The sequence below is a fragment of the Burkholderia sp. AU28863 genome (assembly GCF_002223195.1).
Taxonomy (GTDB): Bacteria; Pseudomonadota; Gammaproteobacteria; order Burkholderiales; family Burkholderiaceae; genus Burkholderia; species Burkholderia sola.
This window is the reverse complement of sequence record NZ_NKFE01000005.1, coordinates 315455-335409: the sequence shown is the minus strand read 5'-3', so window position 1 is coordinate 335409 and position 19955 is coordinate 315455. Positions and strand designations below refer to the sequence as shown.

Below are 19955 nucleotides of genomic sequence, written 5' to 3'. Positions count from 1 at the left end.
CCGCTCGTCGTCACACGCCGTCGAGCGCGCGCCGCACCCCGTCCCAATCGAGCCCGAACCGCGCGAGATACTTGCGCAATCGGTCCGCATCGTTCGGCTGCTTCTTGCTCTGCCGCGACACCGCGAACAGCGTGCGCCCGGCTTCCGACAGGCTCGCCGACGTGCGGCACACGTCGAGCACGCGTTCGAGCTGCGCACGGTCGAACAGGTCGAGTGCCGCCGCACGCGCGCCGAACACCGCGTCGACGCATGCATCGGACGTCTCAGCGCCACCCGGCGACGACCACGTGCGCGTCAGCCGTTCGACCTCCTGCTCGGCGAGCGCCTCGGTAATCCGCCCCGCATCGGCCAGCGTCGCCATCCGCGTGACCGACGCCGACAGTTCGCGGAAGTTGCCGGCCCACATCGCGCGCGGTGATGTCGCGAACGCGAGATAGCGCCGCTTCGCCTCAACGTTGAACCGCACCTGCTCACCCTGCTCGCGACCGAAACGGTCGAGCTCGAATTCGAGGTTCGGCTCGATGTCCTCGCGGCGCTCCGCGAGCCCCGGCAGTTCGTAGGTCCACAAGTTGATCCGCGCATAGAGGTCCTCGCGGAACGTCCCGGCCACCACCATCTGCCGCAGGTCGCGGTGCGTGCCCGCGATCAGCTCGAAATCGCTGGTCGCCTCGACGTCCGCGCCCACCGGCAGGAAGCGCTTTTCCTCGATCGCCTTCAGCAGCATCGCTTGTTCGTCGAGCCCGAGTTCGCCGATTTCGTCGAGAAACAGCAGCCCGCCGTCCGCCGCGCGCAGCAGCCCCGCGCGCGCCGACTGCGCGCCCGTGAACGCGCCCTTCACGTGACCGAACAGCGTCGACATCGCCGCGTCGCCGCGCAGCGTCGCGCAGTTGACCTCGATGAACGGCCCCGCGAGCCGATGCCGGCCGCGCTTCAGTTCGTACACGCGCTTCGCGAGAAACGACTTGCCGGCCCCCGTCGGCCCGACCAGCAGCATCGGCGCGCGCGAGCGCACGGCCACGCGCTCCAGTTGCTCGATCAGCGCATTGAAGCGCGCGTTGCGCGTCGCGATGCCGGCCTTCAGGAACGACACCGTTTCGTCGCGCTCGCGCGTGAAGCGCTGCGCGATCCGGTTGTAGCGGGACAGGTCGAGATCGATCACCGAGATCGTGCCCGGCCCGCTCGGCCCCTCGTCGGTCCGCTGCGGCGGCCCCGTCTGCACGAGGCGCGCGGGCAGGTAGCGCGCTTCCGCCAGCAGGAACCAGCAGATCTGCGCGACGTGCGTGCCGGTCGTGATGTGGATCAGGTAATCCTCGTGCTCGAGGTCGAACGGATACGCGCGTGCGAAATCGTGCAGCGTCGCATAGACCTCCTCGAAATCCCACGGATCGCGGATCGTGACCGGCGTGAGCCGCACGTCGGTGTGCGGCGACACGCGCGCGAGATCGTCCCGCACGTGCTGCGCGAGACGCACGTATTCCTGCGGATACAGCAGTTCGAGCCGGTCGATCGGCAGTTCGGGCTGCTCGCACAGCGAAATCGTCGGCCGCCATTTCGGGTAGCGACGCGACGTGCGGTCGCCCTGGTCCAGCACGATGCCGAGAAAACCGATCGCGACGGTTTTACGCATGTTTATCTCATGGGATAAGAGGCGATCCGATTGTATCGGATATGCATGGCGAGATGGAGCAACAAGCGCCGCCATCAGGCGGTGAGAAATAAAGATTTCCCTTTGTTTTCAATCGCCTGGGAAATTTCATGAAGGCCCCTGCCCGCACTGGCACGCTCCTCGCTAAATAGAAGACGCCGGATGTCCCGCTGGCCCACGAGCCAGGGTTCAACAAGCCCTGCTGGTGCGCCGCCGCCGAACCTCGTTCGTCGCGGCAGCGCATGCCGCCATGGACAGACGAAGGCAAAGGGGCGCGCGCCAGGATGCCTCGCCCGGGTTCGAATCCCGGGGCGCCCTATTGTTCGGAAGCTCAGTCAGGTGGAGCAGCCGGCGAAAGCCGGCCGGTGGCGGGTTCGAATCCCGCTCGAACGCTGTCCGCAAGGACGGTCTCGTATGAAAAGCAGTACCCGCCGGTGCGGGCCGACAGGCCCGCCGCGCGTCGGACCGGTTGCGGTTCCGCGCGATCGGCCGGGCGGCCGCACGGCCCGCGCGAGGGCGCACGACGACGCGACGCAGGATGCGTCGTCGTGCACTTCAACGCCGGGCCGGCGCGCCGCCCGCCCGGTTGCGTCGCACCGCGATCCGTCCGATGCGCGTCATCCGGCGGTCATTGAAAAAAAGGACAAAAATATGTGGAAGCGTCATGTCGTAAAAAAGAACGAACGCGCGCTGCTGATGAGCGAAGGCGATTTCGTGAAGGTGCTGGAACCGGGCGTGTTCAAGGCCTTCGATCCGTTCAAGCGCCTGTCGGTGCAGACCGCGCGTCTCGATGCGCCGCTCGCCGACGAAGCGCTGGCCGATTACCTGCGTCACGACGCACAGGACGTGCTCGCGCAGTATTTCGTCGCGATGGATCTCGCCGACGACGAAGCCGGCCTGCGCTATGAAGACGACGTGCTCGTCGAGATTCTGGCGCCGGGCACGCGCCGGCTGTACTGGCGCGGCCTGACCGCGCATCGGCTCGAGCGCATCGATCTCGAGCAGGACAGCATGCTGCCGGCCGCGCTCGTGAAGCGCATCGCGCAACCGTCGCTGCGTGCGCGCGGCGTGGCGGGGCTCACGGGCGTACTGCTCGCGCAGGTGCCGGCGTACCACGTCGGTGTACTGAAGATCGACGGCAAGATCGAGCGGCTGCTGGACGCGGGTACGTCGGCGTTCTGGCGCTTCAACCGCGACGTCGCGGTCGAACTCGTCGATCTGCGCTTGCAGGCGATCGAAGTCAGCGGGCAGGAAATCCTGACGCGCGACAAGGTCGCGCTGCGGCTGAACCTGTCGGCGACGTGGTGCTATGCGGACGTGCTGCACGCGTTCGGCCAGTTGCAGAAACCGGTCGAACACCTGTATCGCGAGCTGCAGTTCGCGCTGCGTTCGGCGGTGGGCACGCGCTCGCTCGACGAGCTGCTGGAGGACAAGCAGTCGCTCGACGACGTCGTGATCGCGCAGGTGCGTGCCCGTCTCGATGATTCGGGCGTGAACGTGCGCAGCGTCGGCGTGAAGGATATCGTGCTGCCGGGCGACATGAAGACGATCCTCGCGCAGGTGGTCGAGGCGGAGAAGTCCGCGCAGGCGAACGTGATTCGCCGCCGCGAGGAAACGGCGGCCACGCGTTCGCTGCTGAACACCGCGAAGGTGATGGAAGAGAACCCGACCGCGCTGCGGCTCAAGGAGCTGGAAACGCTCGAGCGCGTCGCGGAACGGATCGACCGCATCTCGGTGTTCGGCGGTCTCGACCAGGTGCTGAACGGACTCGTCAGCATCAAGGGCGCGTAATGCAGGACCGACGCCGCGCGGATGTGCGGCGTCGACTCCGAAATGAATCAGGTGAAGCAAATGACAGACATGGATTATCAGGTGATGGAACTGGCGAACGGCAAGCCGGTGAAGATGTGGACGCAAGGCGTCGCCGTCGAAGAGGAAGCGCGCGCGCAACTGCGCAACACCGCGCAAATGCCGTTCATCTTCGGCCACGTCGCGGTGATGCCGGACGTGCACCTCGGCAAGGGCTCGACGATCGGCAGCGTGATTCCGACGAAGGGCGCGATCATTCCGGCCGCGGTCGGCGTCGACATCGGTTGCGGGATGATGGCCGCGCGCACGACGCTGACGGCGTCCGACCTGCCGGACTCGCTTGGTGGGCTGCGCAGCGCGATCGAGCGCGCGGTGCCGCACGGCCGCGCGCCGGGCCGCCGCGATCCGGGCGCATGGGGCGATCGCACGCCGGCCGCCGTGACCGACGCGTGGAAGTCGCTGCAACCGGGCTTCCAACGGATCGTCGACAAGTATCCGAAGCTGGAGAAGACGAACCACTACGCGCATCTCGGCACGCTGGGCACCGGCAATCACTTCATCGAAGTGTGCATCGACGAAGCGGACCGTGTGTGGTTCATGCTGCACAGCGGCTCGCGGGGCGTCGGCAATGCGATCGGCAGCCTGTTCATCGAACTCGCGCAGGCCGACATGCGCCAGCACATCGCGAACCTGCCGGATCGCAACCTCGCGTATTTCACCGAAGGCAGCCGGCACTTCGACGATTACGTCGAGGCGGTCGGCTGGGCGCAGGACTACGCGCGGCGCAACCGGCAGGCGATGATGGATGCGGTGATCGGCGCGGCGCGCGGCGTGATCGGCACACCGTTCTCGGTCGACGAGCATGCGGTGAACTGCCACCACAACTACGTGCAGCGCGAACGCCACTTCGGCGAAGACGTGCTCGTCACGCGCAAGGGCGCGGTGTCCGCGCGGAAGGGGCAGCTCGGGATCATCCCGGGCTCGATGGGCGCGAAGAGCTTCATCGTGCGCGGGCTCGGCAATCCGGAAAGCTTCTGCTCGTGCAGCCACGGCGCGGGCCGGACGATGAGCCGTACCGAAGCGAAGCGCCGCTTCACGGCCGACGATCAGGCGAAGGCGACGCAGGGCGTCGAATGCCGGAAGGACGCGGGCGTCGTCGATGAAATCCCGATGGCGTACAAGGACATCGACGCGGTGATGGCGGCCCAGCGCAGCCTCGTCGAAGTGGTGCATACGCTGCGGCAGGTGGTGTGCGTGAAGGGATAGCGCAGCGACGCCCGCCACGCTCTTGCGCGGCGGCCGACAGGCGATGAAAACGAACGGCGCGGTGCCTGCGGGTATCGCGCCGTTTGCGTGCCGGTCGATGACGTGCGTGCCCCCGCACCGTTTCGTCACGTCGATCATCCGTTCGGCAGCGGTATACTGGAGGCCGTTCGCGCCACTGCACTCGACCTGCACCGCTTGCTGACGATGTGCTTGCAGTCCGGCATCTTCCGCCCGCTTTCTCCCAGTCGATCCGAACCGCCATGTCGCACCGTTTTTCGCTCGCCCTCGCCGTCCTCCTCGCCGCTTCCCCGATCGTCACGCAGGCCCGTCCGCTGTCGCGGCCGCCGGTCGAACGCGAGTTCAAGAGCTGGTCGGTCGTCTGCGACAACGGCAATCGCTGTATCGCGGAAAGCCACGCCGACGATATCGACGATGCGCGCACCGGCCTGGTCCTGCGCGTGACGCGCGATGCCGGCCCCGACGCGCAACCGTCGCTCGACCTCTACGCATCGGCGCCGGTCGACTTGCGCACCGCACGCGTCGACGGCCGACCGTTCGATGCAATGCCGGCGCAATGGCATGCGTTCGGCGACAAGACCGACGATGTTGCCCGCCCGTTCCGAATCCGGACCAACGATCCGGCCACGGTGGCCGCGTGGCTCGCCGCGGCGCGCAATGCACAACTGTTGAGTTTCGGCGATCCCGCGTCGGCGCCCACTGCGCGTACGCCGTTGTCGGGATTGAATGCCGCGCTGCTGCTGATCGACGATACGCAGGGCCGCGTCGGTACGGTCACGGCGCTGCTGCGCCCGGGCACCAAGCCCGCATCGTCGGTGCCGGCCGCGCCCGTGTTGCCGCCCGCGGTCACGCCCGCGCCGCCGCCCGCTTCGGCCCTGTCGGCCGCCGAACAGCGTCCGCTCGTCGATGCGGTCTTCGCGAAATTCGGCGCCGACGTGAAGCAATGCGCGGCCGATGTCGAAGACGAAATGTCGGCGAGCGACCGCAGGAAAGCGTCGCGAGCCGTCGCGATCTCGTCCGACGAGGCGCTCGTCGCGATCCCGTGCCAGACCAGCAGCCTGTATAACCATACCGACCTGTGGTATCGCGTGCGGCGAACTGCGCCCTACTCACCGACGGCGATGAATTTCGGCGAGAACGCGAATGCGGGACTCGATTCGGCGTCATTCGCAAACGAGCTGACCGATGCCGGGTACGATATCGCGAGTGCGACGCTGTCGAGCACGGTCCGGTTGCGCAGTGCGGGCGATTGCGGCTCGACCGCGTCGTGGGTGTTCGACGGCCGGCGCTTCGTGCTCGACGGCCTCGCGACGCATAGTACGTGCAATGGCCTGTTCCGGGCCCAATGGCCGCGGCTGTACCGCCGGGCCGATGCGGCCGGCGGCCCACGCTGACGCGTCACCTCACGCGGCGCCGACGATCGAGATCGAGAACCCGTCCCAGCCCTTCTGCCCGACCGTCTGCACGGCCGTCGTCGTGAGCGCTGGCTCGGCCGCGAGGCGCGCGAACCCGCCGCGCACGCCAACCACGTCCGGCTCGCGGTTGTCCAGGTCGGCCACGCGCCCATTGCGCACGACGTTGTCGACGACGATCACCGTGCCGGGCCGCGACAGCTTCAGCGCCGCGTCGAGATAAACGGCATTGTTGTCCTTGTCCGCATCGATGAAGATGAAATCGAATGGTGCCTCCTCCGCGTCGACGAGCCGCGCGAGGCTGTCCTTCGCGCTGCCGACCACTACCGACACGACCTCCGCGAAGCCGGCGCGTGCAATGTTCTCCGTCGCGACTTTCGCGTGTGCCGGATGCAGCTCGAGCGTCACGAGCGAGCCGCCCGGCGGCAACGCGCGCGCCAGCCAGATCGTGCTGTAGCCACCCAGCGTGCCGACTTCGAGAATCCGCCGCGCACCACGGATCGTCGCGAGCAGCTGCAACAGCTTGCCCTGGTTCGGCGCGACGTTGATCGCCGGCAGCCCCGCCGCGTCGCTCGCCGCCAGCGCGGCGTCGAGCACGGCGTCGGACGGCACGAGCGTTGCCGAGAAATACGCATCCACCTGGTTCCACCGATCCTGATCCATCGCGCACCTTTCGTCTGCGGAAAAACGCATTCTATGCGCCGCGTCCCCATAAGCAACCCACGATTCGTTCTAAAGGCAGCCGCACACGTGCTCCTATAATCGCCGGACGGCAGCCCCCCATCGACCTTCACAACAACAAACGGAGCACCCATGACCGATCAGGCCCATTCGAACTGGCGTCTCGAAACCATCGCCGTGCACGGCGGTTATCGTCCCGACCCGACCACGCGTGCGGTCGCCGTCCCGATCTACCAGACCGTTGCGTACGCATTCGACGATACGCAGCACGGCGCCGACCTGTTCGACCTGAAGGTCCAGGGCAACATCTACACGCGGATCATGAATCCGACGACGGACGTGCTCGAGCAGCGGATCGCCGCGCTCGAAGGCGGCATCGGCGCGCTCGCGCTCGCGTCGGGGCAATCCGCCGTCACGTACGCGATCCAGACGATCGCCGAAGCCGGCGACAACATCGTGTCCGCGAGTTCGCTTTACGGCGGCACCTACAACCTGTTCGCGCACACGCTGCCGCAATACGGAATCACCACGCGCTTCGCCGATCCGCGCGACCCCGCGTCGTTCGAGCCGCTGATCGATGCGCGCACGAAGGCGATCTTCGCGGAATCGGTCGGCAACCCGCTCGGCAACGTCACCGACATCGCCGCGCTCGCGGCCGTCGCGCATCGCCACGGCATCCCGCTGATCGTCGACAACACGGTGCCGTCGCCGTACCTGCTGCGCCCGTTCGAGCACGGCGCGGACATCGTCGTGCACTCGCTGACGAAGTATCTCGGCGGACACGGCACGAGCCTCGGCGGCGCCATTGTCGATTCGGGCAAGTTCCCGTGGGCCGACCACGCGGACCGCTTCAAGCGACTGAACGAGCCGGACGTCAGCTATCACGGCGTCGTCTATACCGAAGCGTTCGGTCCGGCCGCGTACATCGGCCGCGCCCGCGTGGTGCCGCTGCGCAACATGGGCGCGGCGATCTCGCCGTTCAATGCGTTCCAGATCCTGCAGGGAATCGAGACGCTCGCGCTGCGTGTCGAACGGATCAGCGACAACGCGCTGAAGATCGCGCAGCATCTCGCGCGCCACGAGCACGTCGAATGGGTGAACTATGCGGGCCTGCCCGATCACCCCGATCATCCGCTCGTCGCCCGCTACCTGTCGGGCCGTGCGCCGGGCATCCTGACGTTCGGCGTGAAAGGCGGCCGCGACGGCGGTGCGAAGTTCCAGGATGCGCTGAAGCTGTTCACGCGGCTCGTGAACATCGGCGATACGAAGTCGCTCGCGACGCATCCGGCATCGACCACGCATCGTCAGTTGTCGCCGGCCGAACTCGCGAAGGCCGGCGTGAAGGAAGAAACGGTGCGGCTGTCGATCGGCATCGAGCATATCGACGACCTGCTCGCCGATCTCGACCAGGCGCTCGCGCAGCTTTGAGCGGAACGGGCGCACCGGCTTGTCGGTGCGCACGCATCGAATCGCTTGACCCTGGAGCGGCTTCAAAGTGTTCAATCGCCGGTTGATGCCCGGGCGACGCCCGGCGCATACGATCGTGCCACGCAGCGTCCGGCTTCATCGTGTTCTTCCTGATCGAAGGATCGCTGAAAGCCGGGTAAGCCGCGCGCGACGGCGCTGCGGCTACCAGGTCGTCGCACCGGTCGGATAGGTGTCGACGACACGCGTGCCGTTCACCGGCGTGACACCCGCGTTGCGCAGCGCGGCCCACAGGTCGATCGCATGTTCGCGCGATTTTCGGCTGCCATCGTCGGTCAGCACGTTCAGCGCGATCACTTCATCGCGCGTCGTCAGTTGCAGTTGTTCCTTCAGCTTGCGCGACTGATGCGACGCGGTGCGGACGTCACCGAGCGCGATCCGTTTCTCCGTGACGGTCGACGCGTCACCGGCATCGGCCGGCACGAACGTCAGCCGGCCGTTGTCGACTTCGCATTGCCCTCGCGCGAACGTCGCAGTCCACGCGCCGGCCGGCACGGCCGCGAACTCGCAGCGCATCCGCTCGTTCGCGCGGCTGCCGACGTCGTGCGCCGGCGCGTGCGATAACGCACGTTCCGGCCAGCCGGCCGCCAGCGCGGCCGTCGACATCAGGCACGCCGCCAGCACGATTCCTTTCGCGATATCGCGCATGACTTTCTCCGTTTCGTCATTCCGTGACAGGAGCCTTCACTTTGATCCCACGGCGGTGCGGATTCGTGATCGGTTCATGACGGTTTCGTCACCGTTCCGACGATTTTTGACGTCCGCTGACTATGCGCTATCGACGCCCCCCATCTTCATGCGGTCGGCGCTTTCGCAGGGCATCGTCAAATCTCGGGTGGCGCCACAGGTTCTGATTTCAGCGCCCCTCATGCGCGGTGCGTGACGAAAATTTCATGTTCCGATCAGGTTCACGATGCGTCGCATCGCTACGATCGGAACGGGAACGGGCCCTGCCCGTTCCCGTCCACGCAGCGGGTCGCTGCCGCACGGCGCGATCACGCATTAGGCCCGGACTCGTCGAGCACCGGGCCTTTTTTTACGCGTGTCCGACGATCACCGCGCGGAATTGCGCTGCGGGTACACGCACGGATGCGTTTTCACATGCAGGTTCGGATTACCGCACCGATGCCCGGCATAGTCGACCTGCTCGCCTGGCATCAGGTCGGCCGGCACGGGCTTTCGCGCGGCGGCAGAAGCAGTGGCCGTGGGGCCGGAACGTGTCGATGCGCAGCCCGCGAACAACAGGACGATCACGACTGCGATCAAGGCGAGACGAATGGCGGGACGATGCAATTTTCGATCCGGGATGAAGGTCTGAACGGCACCGCCCGCGATCGATGCTGCTGTCTGTCGCGACCGGCACGAACGCCGGCGGCGCGTGGCCAACGGCAGACTGCATGTTCCGCGTTCCGCTCATCGCACCCATGACGCGAACATGACGGTTGCGTCATGTCGATCGAGTCCGCCCAGCACACCCCCGCGCCGCGCAATCTGACGCATTTTTCATCTCGCGATCACGATCACGCACGGCTGCTTTCGCATACTGGGTCCATGGTTCGCCACCCGGCGGCCCTGATCAAGGAGAGCACTCGATGAAAACGGCACAACTCGCAGCACTGTTCGTCACCGCCACGCTGTCGCTCGGCATGGCCACGCAGGCCGCGTTCGCCCAAACGCAAACGCAGGGCAAGTCCCGCACGCAGGTCGTCAACGAACTGAAGCAGGCGCAGCACGACGGCATCGTGCCGATCAGCAAGACGCAGTACCCGCCGACCGCCGAGGTCGTCGCGCGCAACAAGGAGCTTCACGTGATTTCGGTGCATGGCGGCGAGAAAAAGCCGCAGGCCGACAACCACGACGACCTCGCCGCGAAACAATGATGCGCGGCCAGACGGCCGCCGGCAGCGCGCCGCGCGCGGTTGCGTTGCGGCGAATGCGCGGGCGTGTCCGCCCGTGCTGTCAGGTGCTGATGGCGGCCGGCCGTTCGGGCTCGGCCGGCCGTCGCGGAAAGCGCAGCCAGAAGGTCGTGCGACGCCCCGGCTCGCTGTCGACGCCGCATTCGCCGCCGTGGTTGTCCATGATCGACCGGACGATCGCGAGGCCGAGCCCCGTGCCCGACGCCGAGTTGTGCCGTGACGGATCGATGCGATAAAAGCGCTCGAAAATCCGCCCGGCATGTTCCGCCGCGATGCCGGGCCCGGTATCCGACACGGCGATCGTCGTCGCGCCGCCGTGCTCGACGCAGTCGATCGTCACGACGCTGCCGCGCGGCGCATAGGTCAGCGCATTCGACAGCAGGTTGCTCAACGCGCGCTGGTACAGCGTCAGATCCGCATCGACCCACGCGTGGCCGTCGACCTTCACCGTCACGCCTTCGTCTTCCGCCAGCGGCTCGTAGTAGCCGGCCACCCGCTCCGCCTCCTGCGCCGCATTCAGCCGCCGCACGCTGATCGACGTGCCCGCCTGTTCCGAGCGCGCGAGAAACAGCATGTCCTCGATCATCCGCGACAGCCGCTGGTATTCGTCGATGCTCGATTCGATCACGCTCCGGTATTCGTCCGCGCCGCGCGGTTGCGACAGCACGACCTGCGCGGCCGCCTGCAGGTTGGTCAGCGGCGTGCGCATGTCGTGCGCGAGATTCGACGAGAACTGGCTCAACCGCGTGAACGATTCGTTCAGCCGCGCGAGCATCCCGTTGAACGCGTGCTCGAGCTCCTTCAGCTCGCCCGACGTATCGAGTTCCGGCAGCGGATGCGCGAGCCGGCTCGTCGACATCTGCTCGGCCCGCGCCGCGAACCGCCGCAGCGGGCTCAGTCCGAGCGCGGCGATGCCGTACGCGATCGCCGCCGCGATCACCACGCCGAACACCTGGATCACGACGATCGTATAAGCATGCGTGCGCAACAGCAGCATGTCGGCGCTGCGGTCGTACTGCACGGCGACGCGCACCACGGGCGCACCCGCGCCGGCGAGCGGCACGGTCGTCAACAGATACTGGTGCCGGGCGCCGGGCGGCGCAACGCCGAACGGCACGCGCCCGACGTTCATCGACAGCAGCGGCGCGTACGGACGGAATCCGGGTGTGCCGACGAGGCGCGCGCCGCCGGCATCGAAGATCGCGAGATCCATGTTCGGATGCCCGTGCAACTGGTCGATCCAGATATCGGTATGGCGCGCGACGTCGGCCGTCGTGCGCGCCTCGGCCAGATGCGCGCCCAATGCAGCGGAAATACCAGCCATCTGCTCGGCTGCCGTCGTTTCGACACGGTTGCTCAGCGCTTCGTACAGTGCGACGCCGCTCGACGCGAGGATCACCGACGTCGACAGGATGATCAACGCGGTCAGCCGGCCGCGCAGCGTCCGCGGCAGCAGGCGCGCGATCATGCGGCCGCGCCGCCGCGCGCTTCGAGCACGTAGCCCATGCCGCGCACCGTATGGATCAGCTTCGGCTCGTACGCGTCGTCGATCTTCGAGCGCAGCCGGCGGATCGCCGAATCGACGACGTTCGTGTCGCTGTTGAAGTTCATGTCCCACACCTGCGACGCGATCGTCGCGCGCGGCAGGATCTCGCCTTCGCGGCGCATCAGCAGCCACAGCAGCGCGAACTCCTTCGCGGTCAGCAGGATCGTGTCGCCCTGCCGCGTGGCCTTGCGGCGCGTCAGGTCAAGTTCGAGATCGGCCACGCGCAGCGTGTTCGAATCGCGCGGCTGGCCGCGCCGCAGGATCGACTTGATGCGCGCGGTCAGCTCGACGAAGTCGAACGGCTTCGCGAGATAGTCGTCCGCGCCGAGTTCGAGCCCCTTCACGCGATCGCCGACGTCGTCGCGCGCGGTGAGGAACAGCACGGGCGTCGACTTGCTGCGCCGCAGGTTCTGCAGCAACGTCCAGCCGTCCTGCCCGGGCAGCATCACGTCGAGCACGAGCAGGTCGTATTCCTCCGTTTCGGCCTGATGCTGGCCCGTGATGCCGTCCTCGACCCAGTCGACGACGTAGCCGGCCTCGGTCAGGCCCTTGCGCAGATACGCGCCCGTCTTCGGTTCATCCTCGACAATCAGAATTCGCATCACGCATTACCCTTGAAAAAACCCAGCCGGCGCAGCACGCCCGCGCCGAAGCCGCCGCGCAACGCCGCGCGCCACGACACCGCATGGCTGACCCGGTACAGCACCGGCAGCACCAGCAGCGTCAGCGCCGTGGACGACAGGATACCGCCGATCACGACCGTCGCAAGCGGGCGCTGCACCTCGGCGCCGGTGCCGGTCGCGAACGCCATCGGCAGGAAGCCGAGCGACGCGACCAGCGCGGTCATCAGCACCGGGCGCAGCCGCGTGAGCGCGCCGTCGTGCACCGCGGCGTCGAGCGGCATCCCTTCGTCGCGCAGGTTGCGGATGAACGAAATCATCACGAGGCCGTTGAGCACGGCCACGCCGGACAGCGCGATGAAGCCGACCGCCGCCGTGATCGACAGCGGAATCCCGCGCAGCCACAGCGACACGACGCCGCCGCTCAGCGCGAACGGAATGCCGGTGAACACGAGCAGCCCGTCCTTCACGTTGTTGAACATCACGAACAGCAGCACGAACACCATGAACAGCGCGAGCGGCACGACGAGCTTCAGGCGCTCGCTCGCGCTTTGCAGCTGCTCGAACTGGCCGCCCCACGACACCCAGTAACCGGCCGGCACGCGCACATCCTGCTGCAACTGCTCGCGCGCGTCGGCGACGAACGAGCCGACGTCGCGGCCGCGCACGTTCGCGCTGACGACCACCCGCCGCTTGCCGTCCTCGCGGCTGATCTGGTTCGGGCCCGGCGCCACGTCGATCGTGGCGAGCTCCGCGAGCGGCACGTACGGCGCCGCCGCGAGCGGCGCGCTGGCACCGGCCGCAGGCGCCGGCAGCGCGATCGGCAGCCGCTTGATCGCCTCGATATCGGTACGCAGTTCGTCGGGCAGCCGCACGACGATGTCGAAGCGACGATCGCCCTGGAACAGCGTGCCGGCCTTCTGCCCGCCGACGGCCGCGGCCACCGAATCCTGCAGGTCGGCGACGCTCACACCGTAGCGCGCGAGCTTGTCGCGATCGAGGTTGACGGTCAGCACCGGCAGGCCCGTGGTCTGCTCGACCTTCACCTCCGACGCGCCCGGCACTTTCTGCAACGCGGCCGCGATCTGCTCGCCGGTCTGGTTCAGCACGGCCATGTCGTCGCCGAAGATTTTCACGGCGACGTCGCTGCGCACGCCGGAGATCAGTTCGTTGAAGCGTAGCTGGATCGGCTGCGAGAACTCGTACGCGTTGCCCGGCAGCTCGGCGAGCGCGTCCTCGATCTCGCGCACGAGCTGCTCGCGCGGTTTCTTCGGATCGGGCCACGTGTCGGCCGGCTTCAGCATGATGTAGCCGTCCGACAGGTTCGGCGGCATCGGGTCAGCCGCGATCTCGGCCGTGCCGGTGCGTGCGAACACGCGCTCGATCTCGGGGAAGCGCGCCTTCAGCGTCTTCTCGATCGACCTCTGCATCTCGACCGACTGCGACAGGCTCGTGCCGGGAATCCGCAGCGCGGACACGGCCAGATCGCCTTCGTTCAGGCTCGGAATGAACTCGCTGCCGAGCCGCGTCGCAAGCCCGAGCGTGACCAGCACGATCGCGCCGGCGCCGAGCATCACGCGCGTCGGGCGCGTCATGAACGCGGCGAGCACCGGTTCGTACGCGCGCCGCGCCCAGCCCATCAGCCGGTTCTCCTTCTCCTCGACCCGCTCGCCGATGAACAACGCGACGGCCGCCGGAATGAACGTGACGGTCAGCACCATCGCCGCCGCGAGCGCCATCACGACGGTCGTCGCCATCGGATGGAACATCTTGCCTTCGACGCCGGTCAGCGCAAAGATCGGCAGGTACACGACCATGATGATCAGTTGCCCGAAGATCAGCGCGCGGCGCGCTTCCTGCGATGCGCCGAACACTTCGGCGAAACGCTCGTCGCGCGTGAGCGGCCGCCCGGCCGCCGACTGCGCATGCGCAAGCCGCCGCACGCAGTTCTCGACGATCACCACCGCGCCGTCGACGATGATTCCGAAGTCGAGCGCGCCAAGGCTCATCAGGTTCGCGCTCACCTTCGCGTTGACCATGCCGGTGAAGGTCATCAGCATCGACAGCGGAATCACGAGCGCGGTGATCAGCGCCGCGCGGATGTTGCCGAGGAACAGGAACAGCACGGCGATCACGAGCACTGCGCCTTCGAGCAGGTTCTTCTTCACCGTCGCGACCGCCTTCTCGACGAGCACCGTGCGGTCGTACACCGGAATCGCCTTCACGCCGGCCGGCAGCGTGCGGTTCACGTCCTCCATCTTCGCGGCGACGGCCTTCGACACCGTCCGGCTGTTCTCGCCCATCAGCATGAACACCGTGCCGAGCACGACTTCCTCGCCGTTCGACGTCGCGGCGCCGGTGCGCAGTTCGCGGCCGATGTCGACCACGCCGACGTCCTTCATCCGCACCGGCACGCCCCCGACGTTGGTCAGCACGATGTTCGCGATGTCGTCGACGGTGCGCGCCTGGCCCGGCACGCGCACGAGATACTGCTCGCCGCGCTTTTCGATGTAGCCGGCGCCGACGTTGTCGTTGTTGCGCTCGAGCGCGCGCACGACGTCGGCGAGCGTCAGCCCGTACGACATCAGCTTCGCCGGATTCGGCGCGACGCGGTATTCCTTCACGTAGCCGCCGATCGAGTTGACCTCGGTCACGCCGCGCACGTTGCGCAGTTGCGGCCGCACGACCCAGTCCTGCAGCTCGCGCAGGTCGGCCGCCGTATAGCGCGTGCCGTCGGGCTTGCGTGCGCCGGCATCGGCCTCGACGGTCCACAGGTAGATCTCGCCGAGGCCGGTCGACGTTGGCCCCATCGCGGGCGCGATGCCGGCCGGCAGCTTGTCCTTCGCCTCCTGGATGCGCTCGTTGACGAGTTGCCGCGCGAAGTAGATGTCGGTGCCGTCCTTGAAGATCACGGTGACCTGCGACAGCCCGTAGCGCGAGATCGAACGCGTCTGTTCCAGCCCCGGCAACCCGGCCATCACGGTCTCGACCGGATAGGTGATGCGCTGCTCGGCCTCGAGCGGCGAGTAGCCGGGCGCGGACGTGTTGATCTGCACCTGCACGTTGGTGATGTCGGGCACCGCGTCGATCGGCAGCCGCTGGTAGCTGAACACGCCCAGCGCGGCCACCGCCGCGATCGCCAGCATCACGAGCCAGCGGTGCGCAATCGCAAAGCGGATCAGGCGCTCAAACATGTCGGGATTCCTTGAAGCGGGGCACGGTCGTCCGCACCGGGCGAGCCGCGCGGCCGGTCACCCGGCCGATTGGAAAGCGGGCCGCATAGCAGGCCGCCAGTCGCGCCACGGCGCGCACGTATTGCTGCTCATTCATGTTCCGCGCTCCCCTTGCCGAGCTCCGCCTTCAGCACGAAGCTGTTCGAGGCCGCGTATTCCTGGCCCGGCTTGAGCCCCTTCAGCACTTCGATCGCGCGTTCGTCGCGCCGCCCCGTTTCGACAGCCTGCGCGACGAAACCCTTCGGCGAGCGCACGAACACCGACGGCGCGCCGTCGACGTCCTGCAGCGCGTCACTCGCGACCGCGAGGGGCACGCGTTGCGCGCCCGCGTCGACCGATACGTTCACGAACATCCCCGGGCGCCACACGCGGTCGGGGTTCGGCAGCACGACGCGCGCCGGCGCGGTGCGCGTCTGCTCGCCGAGCAGCGACCCCACGTACGCGATCGGGCCGCTCGAGCGAGATTCGAACGCGGTCGCCATCACCGTTGCGTCGCGACCGACGCGCACGTCGTTGAGCCGCTGCGCCGGCACCGCCATCTCGGCCCAGACGGTCGACAGGTCGGAGATCACGAACATGCTCGCGTCCGCGGCAATCGCCTCGCCGGCCGTCGCATGTTTCTCGACGATCGTGCCGGCGAACGGCGCGCGCAGTTCATAACGGTTCAGCGCCCCCGCGCCGACCGGCGCGTTCAGCGCGGCGAGCTTCTGCCGCGCGTTCTGCACGGCGATCTCGGCCTCGCGCAACTGCACCTGGGCCTGCTGGTAGTCCTGCTCCGCCGAAATGCGCTCCTGCCACAGCGTGCGTTCGCGCTCGTAGGTCGCGCGCGCGCCCGACAGCCGGCGCTCGGCCGTCAGCAGCTCGCTGCGGCGGTCGGCAAGATCGGTGCTCGCGATCACGGCGAGCACCTGCCCCTTCGCGACGTTCTGCCCGAGCGACACCGCCACCTGCTCGACGATGCCGGCCACGCGCGGCACCACGTGCGCGGTGCGGTCCTCGTTGAACTTGATTTCGCCGGGAAGCTGGAACGGCGTCGCGATCTGCGCGGGGCCGGCTTTCGCGAGCGCGATCCTCGACGTCGCCAGTTGCGCGTCGGTCAGCGCGATCGCGCCGTCGGCGCGCGCGAACGGGAACGACGTGGCGTCGTTGCCCGCCTTCACGTCGATCGTCGCATCGAACACGTGCGGCTTCGCGATCGACTGCGCGGACACGAACTTCTGGCCGGCCGCGTCGAACCGCAACGGTTCCTGCGTGCGGTCATACCGCACCAGCGTGCCGGACACGGTCACGCCCTTGTCCACCGGCTTGCCGTCGACGGACGGATAGACGACAAGCCGCGCGTCGCCGGGCTTTTCCGTCATTACGATCTCGACGGACAGCTTGCCGCGCCTGAGCACGACACCGCCGCGCGCGCCGGCGCCATCGGCCGGCTGCGCGGCTTCGGCGGCCGTCGGCGCCGATGCGCTGCCGCCGCTCCGCGTAACGGCGAGCGCGCCGATCACGATTCCTGCGCCGCCGAGCACGGCCGCCGCGATAACGAAGATTCTGCTGCGTGACATGATGGTCCTTCCGGTAAGAGGGCGCTTATGGCGCGACGGCCGCGAGCGGCGTGCCGACGAGCCGGCCGATGTCGGCGCGGGCCGCATGGGCGTCGGCGAGCGCACGCACGTATTGCGACTGCCCCTGGAACAGCGTGCGCTGCGCATCGAGCACGTCGAGGAAACTGAACTTCCCGAGTTCGTAGCCGCGCGACATCGCATCGAGCGCGAGGCGCGCGGCCGGCAGGATGTCGGACTTCAGCCGCTGCGCTTCCTGCTCGGCCCCCTCGAAATTCGCGTATGCGCGCGTCAGTTCCAGCCGCAGGCGCGTGCGTTCGCGATCGAGGTCGGCGTTCGCGCGCGTAGCCTTGTGCGTTGCCTCGAACAACGCGCCCTTGTTCGTGTCGAACAGCGGAATCGGGATCGACACGCCGACCACGGCCTGGTTGTCGGGCACGCCGCCCGTGGTCACGCGTTTTACGCCCGCGCTGACGGTTACGTCCGGCATGCGCCGCGCGCGTTCGAGCGACACAGCCGCGTTCGAGCGCAGCATCTCGGCTCGCGCGGCCCGCGCGAGCGGAGCATCGTCGAGCTGCGCGGTCAGCGCGGACAGCGGCTCGACCGACGGCACGGTTTCCAGGTCGCCGAGCACCGCAAGCCGGTCGTTGCGCGCCTCGCCCATCACCGCGTTCAGTTTTTCGCGCGCGACGTCGACACGGCCGCGCGCGGTCACGACTTCGATCTGCACGCCGGCCGCCGCCACCTGCGCCTTGGTCGCCTCGACCGGCGACACCTTGCCGGCCTGCGCGCGGCGTCCGGCTAGATCTGCGGAGCGCGCGGCGATCGCGGCCGATTCCTCGGTCACCTGAAGCTGGCGCTGCGCGGCGAGCAGCCCGTAGAACGCGGCGATCACGTCGGCGCGTACGGCCGCGCCCTGGTCGTCGAACGACGCGTTGGCTGCCTCGCGGCCGTAGGACGCGACGTCGAGCCGCGCGCGGCGCTTGCCGCCCAGTTCGATGGTCTGGTTGATCAACGCGGTCGACGTGCGTTCCGCGCGGCTGAAACCTTCCTGCAGGAACGAGATTTCCGGGTTGGGCCGTGCGCCGGCCTGCATCAGCGCGCCGGCCGATGCATCGACGTCCGCGCGCGCGCCGCGCAGTGCCGGATTGTTCCGGGCTGCGACCGCGAGCGCATCGGACAGCGTCAGTGACGATGCCGGAAATGTGTCGGATGGCGGTGCGCCGATCGGCGCGGCGGCGGTAGCCGGAGCCGGCGACAGCGAGGGCTGCGCATGAGCCGTCGCGGCCATCGCGAAGACGATGGCCGCGACGAGGTTGAGCTTGAGCATGTTCGGTTCTGCGGTAACGGTTCGCGACCGATGCTACGGACCGGCCGCAGTGCGAACATGAGGCGAAGATGATATTTCCGTCATGTTGGGCGCAACCGTACGCCGACGTGCGGTGCCCTTGGGGGAACGGCGTCCCTTTCGACAATCAGGAAGATTCGGTGAGCGCGCGGCACGATGGCCGCACGAAAGAATGCAGAAGTTCGGAGATTCGAGACGTGCCGGCCATACGCCCCGCGCGTGAATCAGGTGATGCGCTGCTTCCCCCGCCGCCGCTGCACGAGCCAGTCCAGCAACTGCCGCCCGTCGCGTTCGCCGAACCAGCGCGCGTGCCCGATCAGATAGCCGTCGTACGCAATGTCCACAATCGCCGGCGCATCGATGATGCAGCCGAAATACGCGACTTCCGACAGCGCGAACTCCGTATGCACGATCGGCAGCAGCGCGACGAGCGCCGCGTATGCGTCGTCGCTCAGCGGTTCGAGGGATTCGTAACCATCGAGCAGCGCGTCGATCTGGTCGTATTCCACGCGCCGTGCATCGGCTGGCGCCATCCAGTCGACCGTATTGCGCTCGATCGCCAGCGCGACATCCATCACCGCGCAAGTGCGGTCCGACAAGCCGAAATCGAGCACGGTACGTACCTGCGCGCCGGGCCCCGCATCGGTCCACAGCAGGTTCGACGCATGCCAGTCGCCGTGCGTCCACAGCGGCGTCAACGTGGGCAGCAGCGGCACGAGACGCGCGTGAAACGGGCCGATCGCGTCGGCCACATCACCGCGCCAGTCACGCGAGCCCAGCGCGCGCACGAGCAGCGGCTGCGCATCGACCCAGCGTTCGAGCGCACCCGCCAGATCGGCGGACGACAGCACGCGAAAACTCGACAGCAGCGTGCGCACGGGCCGCGCGGGCGCATCGTAGCCGGCCGACGCGCGATGCAGTTCGGCCAGCGCGCGGCCGGCCGCATACGCATGAGAAGCATGCGTGAACGGCTGCCACGACATCACGCCGCGATACGGATCGACGCCCGGCGCGAGCACGTGCACCTCGTACGTCCACTCGCCGGAAGCAAACGCGGTCGCACCGTGACGATCGGCCAGCACGTCCACCACCGGCATCCCGCGTTCGCGCAGATGCGCGATGAAACGATGCTCTTCCTCGAGCCCCGCGACATCGCGCAGGCTTGCGTGATGTCGCTTGACGAACAACCCGCGGCCGTCCGCCATCCGCACGAGCACGGCGGCCGCGAACTGCCGCGGGCTGTGCCACGTCAGCCGCACCGGCTCGCCCACGCCGTCGATCCGCGCGAGCACGGCCGCCACTTCGTCGTGCGTGATCAGCGGCCAGTCGCGTTCGGCCTGCTCGCCGTCCACGCCGAATTGCGGCGGCGCGACGTCGCGCGACAGGGGGCCGTCCGGCTCGAGGGGGAATGACATGAACG

Annotated in this window: 16 protein-coding genes and 1 tRNA gene; 6 read left to right on the top strand and 11 right to left on the bottom strand. The window is 67.9% G+C overall.

The window, feature by feature from the left end:
- Window positions 1-10 precede the first annotated feature (10 nt).
- On the bottom strand, window positions 11-1627 hold the full coding sequence (rtcR, locus tag CFB81_RS18060) for an RNA repair transcriptional activator RtcR (protein WP_089436069.1): 1617 nt from the start codon (window positions 1625-1627) through the stop codon (window positions 11-13).
- Window positions 1628-1965: 338 nt separating this feature from the next.
- Between rtcR and CFB81_RS18055 the strand changes: the two genes are divergently transcribed.
- The 4 genes from CFB81_RS18055 (at window position 1966) to CFB81_RS18040 (ending at window position 6132) form a co-directional block, all read left to right on the top strand.
- Window positions 1966-2038, top strand: a tRNA-Phe gene (locus CFB81_RS18055).
- Window positions 2039-2296: 258 nt separating this feature from the next.
- Window positions 2297-3436 carry a slipin family protein gene (locus CFB81_RS18050; RefSeq protein ID WP_089436068.1) on the top strand — a complete coding sequence of 380 codons (1140 nt, stop codon included), beginning with the start codon at window positions 2297-2299 and terminating at the stop codon, window positions 3434-3436.
- Between the two features lie 60 nt (window positions 3437-3496).
- Window positions 3497-4720, top strand: coding sequence for an RtcB family protein (locus CFB81_RS18045; RefSeq protein ID WP_069617270.1), 1224 nt, complete (start codon window positions 3497-3499; stop codon window positions 4718-4720).
- Window positions 4721-4980: 260 nt separating this feature from the next.
- Complete coding sequence (locus tag CFB81_RS18040; protein ID WP_179236002.1) at window positions 4981-6132, top strand: DUF1176 domain-containing protein; 1152 nt, start codon at window positions 4981-4983, stop codon at window positions 6130-6132.
- Window positions 6133-6141: 9 nt separating this feature from the next.
- Here the strand turns inward: CFB81_RS18040 and CFB81_RS18035 are convergent, their stop codons facing one another.
- Window positions 6142-6813, bottom strand: a complete 672-nt coding sequence (locus tag CFB81_RS18035; protein WP_089436066.1) for an O-methyltransferase — start codon at window positions 6811-6813, stop codon at window positions 6142-6144.
- 150 nt (window positions 6814-6963) lie between these two features.
- On the opposite strand from CFB81_RS18035, the gene CFB81_RS18030 reads away from it, so the two are divergent.
- A complete protein-coding gene (locus CFB81_RS18030; RefSeq protein WP_069617262.1) occupies window positions 6964-8259 on the top strand; it encodes an O-acetylhomoserine aminocarboxypropyltransferase/cysteine synthase family protein in 1296 nt (431 codons plus the stop codon).
- Between the two features lie 201 nt (window positions 8260-8460).
- On the opposite strand, the gene CFB81_RS18025 is transcribed toward CFB81_RS18030, so the two are convergent.
- On the bottom strand, window positions 8461-8964 hold the full coding sequence (locus CFB81_RS18025) for a hypothetical protein (RefSeq protein WP_089436065.1): 504 nt from the start codon (window positions 8962-8964) through the stop codon (window positions 8461-8463).
- Window positions 8965-9369: 405 nt separating this feature from the next.
- Window positions 9370-9702: a hypothetical protein gene (locus CFB81_RS36605; protein ID WP_256976242.1), complete on the bottom strand. Its 333-nt coding sequence runs from the start codon at window positions 9700-9702 to the stop codon at window positions 9370-9372.
- Window positions 9703-9908: 206 nt separating this feature from the next.
- Between CFB81_RS36605 and CFB81_RS18015 the strand changes: the two genes are divergently transcribed.
- On the top strand, window positions 9909-10196 hold the full coding sequence (locus tag CFB81_RS18015; RefSeq protein WP_089436064.1) for a DUF4148 domain-containing protein: 288 nt from the start codon (window positions 9909-9911) through the stop codon (window positions 10194-10196).
- 79 nt (window positions 10197-10275) lie between these two features.
- On the opposite strand, the gene CFB81_RS18010 is transcribed toward CFB81_RS18015, so the two are convergent.
- The 7 genes from CFB81_RS18010 to CFB81_RS17985 all read right to left on the bottom strand — a co-directional run bounded on the left by CFB81_RS18010 (window position 10276) and on the right by CFB81_RS17985 (window position 19950).
- On the bottom strand, window positions 10276-11700 hold the full coding sequence (locus CFB81_RS18010) for a heavy metal sensor histidine kinase (RefSeq protein ID WP_089436063.1): 1425 nt from the start codon (window positions 11698-11700) through the stop codon (window positions 10276-10278).
- Complete coding sequence (gene irlR / locus CFB81_RS18005) at window positions 11697-12380, bottom strand: heavy metal response regulator transcription factor IrlR (RefSeq protein ID WP_006490455.1); 684 nt, start codon at window positions 12378-12380, stop codon at window positions 11697-11699. Before irlR ends, CFB81_RS18010 begins: the two co-directional genes overlap by 4 nt.
- Window positions 12380-15592 (bottom strand): efflux RND transporter permease subunit, encoded by a 3213-nt coding sequence (locus CFB81_RS18000; protein ID WP_089436062.1) that lies wholly within the window; start codon window positions 15590-15592, stop codon window positions 12380-12382. The genes irlR and CFB81_RS18000 overlap by 1 nt, the downstream gene beginning before the upstream one ends.
- Window positions 15585-15728, bottom strand: a complete 144-nt coding sequence (locus CFB81_RS36160; RefSeq protein ID WP_179236000.1) for a hypothetical protein — start codon at window positions 15726-15728, stop codon at window positions 15585-15587. Before CFB81_RS36160 ends, CFB81_RS18000 begins: the two co-directional genes overlap by 8 nt.
- Entirely contained in the window at window positions 15721-17190 is a 1470-nt protein-coding gene (locus CFB81_RS17995; RefSeq protein ID WP_089436061.1) for an efflux RND transporter periplasmic adaptor subunit, read from the bottom strand. Before CFB81_RS17995 ends, CFB81_RS36160 begins: the two co-directional genes overlap by 8 nt.
- Before the next feature lie 25 nt (window positions 17191-17215).
- Window positions 17216-18517, bottom strand: a complete 1302-nt coding sequence (locus CFB81_RS17990) for a TolC family protein (protein ID WP_089436060.1) — start codon at window positions 18515-18517, stop codon at window positions 17216-17218.
- 242 nt (window positions 18518-18759) lie between these two features.
- Entirely contained in the window at window positions 18760-19950 is a 1191-nt protein-coding gene (locus tag CFB81_RS17985; RefSeq protein ID WP_089436059.1) for a phosphotransferase enzyme family protein, read from the bottom strand.
- Window positions 19951-19955 lie beyond the last annotated feature (5 nt).